Genomic DNA, 2,201 nt, shown 5'->3' with positions numbered 1-2,201 from the left:
CCGCCGAGCAGCGGCTGCGGCAGGCGCGTCCACTGCAGCCGCGTGCCGGCGCTCCGGTATAAGCCCAGCAGGCTGCTCCAGGCACCTGCCTGGAGCAGCAGCTGCGCGGCATACGCGAGATCGGCGGCAGACGGCCGGGACCCGGCGCCGGATGCACGGTCTGCCGTGCCGGGCTGACGCGTAGCTTCGGCGGGTGCAGAGGTAACTGGTGCGGCGGAGGCAGTGGAGAGTGGCGCAGCGGCGGATGAAGCAGTAACTGGGGCGGTGGAGGCAGTGGAGACTGGCGCAGCGGCGGGTATAGCGGCAACTGGTGCGGCGAAAGCAGAGGAGGTTGGCGCAGCGGCGGGGGGCGCAGGCATGGCAGCGCCAAGTAACGGTGCTGCCGCAGAGCTTCCCGGCAGGAGCTGCGCAACTGCCGGGAGTCCGGGCCGGCAGCCGGCCAGGCTGCCGAGCCAGTGCTGTGCCGCAGCGGTATCCCCGGTGCGGCAGGCCCAGGCCCAGAGATAGCCGTGTATAAACGGCTGCTCGGGCCCGGGCTCCGGCAGCAGCCGCTCCAGGCGGGCGGCGACTGCCGGGGGGGCTTCATGCTGCCGGAGCATATCCGGCAGCACCTGCAGCACGCGCCGCGCCGGAGCGGGCAGCTGTGCGGCGCTGCTGAGTGCGTGCAGCCAGCCGGCTGCACGGGCGTTCAGCGCCGCCGGCACCAGCAGGCGCAGCGTGCCCGGCGATAGCGCTGTGCCGGCTGCCAGGGTCAAGGCAGTGAGGCGGTCAACGTCGCCTGACAGCAAGCAGAGCGGTACGAGCGCTTCCCAGGCTGCTGACAGGTCAGGCATGAACCGGATTGCCTGCACGTAGTGTTCCTTTGCTTCTCCGAACAGATACAACTGCTCGCAGACCTGTCCGGCCAGCAGGCTGGTGCGGCTGGTTCCGCTGCCGGAGGAGGAGGGATACTTATGGGCGGCATCTCCGCTGCTAAGCGCTGCCAGCAGCTGGCGGTAAGCCTCCTGCACTTCACCATCCTCCAAGAGAAGCCGGGCATAAGATTCCAGAAGGTCAGTGAAGCCGGGAAACAAGGTCAGGCCTTCGGTATAAACCGCCCTGGCGGCTTGAAGCCGTCCGGCAGCCTGCAGGGCAAATGCCGTTTTGAGACAGATGTCTGCTGCATAGCCACGGCCGGACGGAGCTTCGTCAAGCAGAGGGAATAGAATATCTGCGGCTTGCCCGTACCGGCCTTGCTGGTAAAATTCGGTGCCAAGCGCGTAACGCAGAGCATAGCTCTGCGGATCAAGCTGCAAGGCAGCCCGGATGAGCTCCAGATTGCGGGAGGCTTTGTTCTTGAGCAGCAGCTCTTCATCCATATACCCGTAATGAAGTACTGGCAGAGCCGCATAAGCAATCTCGCCGTCCGGCAGCGCCCAAATACTGCTGGCTGCCTCCTCATGAATGGTCCCGTGAAATTGTATGCCGGGATCATTCCTGAACAGCCGGCAGACATTGTCCGTGAAGTATTCTTCGCCGGCAGCACTTCCCACATAATGAATAAAAGGCAGGAAATAACCTTGAGCTGAAGGAGTATTCAAAAGCCGCTCTAGAGCTTCCGGCTGCCAGCCGCCTGCGGCTTCATCCGCATCCAGCACCAGAATCCACGGGCAGGAGGCCTGGCGGAGAGTCAGATTGCGGGCTTTGGCAAAATCATGCTCCCACGCTACCCTGATCACTGTGGCACCGAAGCTGCGGGCAATCTCCACACTCCCGTCAGTGGAACCGGTATCTGCAATGATGATTTCGGATACGAGTCCTTTCACAGAGGACAAGCACCTCCCGAGATGCTGTGCTTCGTTCTTAACAATCATGCAGAGGGAGACCGGAGGCATACTCATACTTTTCATACTCCTTTCTATCCTCCATACCGGGGAAGGGGAAGGATGAGCCGTGCCCTGCCCGCAGCCGGACCGTAACCGGACGAAGCGGACAGTGAAGCCAGAGTACTGTCCGCCAGCAGCATCCAGGCACGGGCGGACCTGAATTCGGAGCCGGAGGAAGGAGGGGGGCAAGCCGGTCCGGCAGCAGCAGGATGGCTTAGCAGCGATACAATATCCGGATGCTTAAGCTGCTGGTCTGCCGGTGTACAGCCAACCTGCTCCAGCAGCTGTAGCAGGTTGGCTGCAGCTGCCCCTGGCAGCAGCGCACCGCCGCTCCCC

The 2,201-nt window shown here is 63.5% G+C and carries 2 protein-coding genes; both read right to left on the bottom strand.

The genetic code is table 11. From position 1 onward, the window contains the following. On the bottom strand, window positions 1–1,880 hold a 1,880-nt coding region (locus BN3772_RS30435; protein WP_167336704.1), incomplete at its 3' end, for a tetratricopeptide repeat-containing glycosyltransferase family 2 protein. Between the two features lie 17 nt (window positions 1,881–1,897). Next, on the bottom strand, window positions 1,898–2,201 hold a 304-nt coding region (locus tag BN3772_RS30430), incomplete at its 5' end, for a hypothetical protein (protein ID WP_042204534.1).

This window comes from Paenibacillus camerounensis (assembly GCF_000723885.1).
Taxonomy (GTDB): domain Bacteria; phylum Bacillota; class Bacilli; order Paenibacillales; family Paenibacillaceae; genus Paenibacillus_AQ; species Paenibacillus_AQ camerounensis.
Note: the sequence above shows the minus strand (reverse complement) of the source record. Positions and strands in the feature narration are given on the sequence as shown.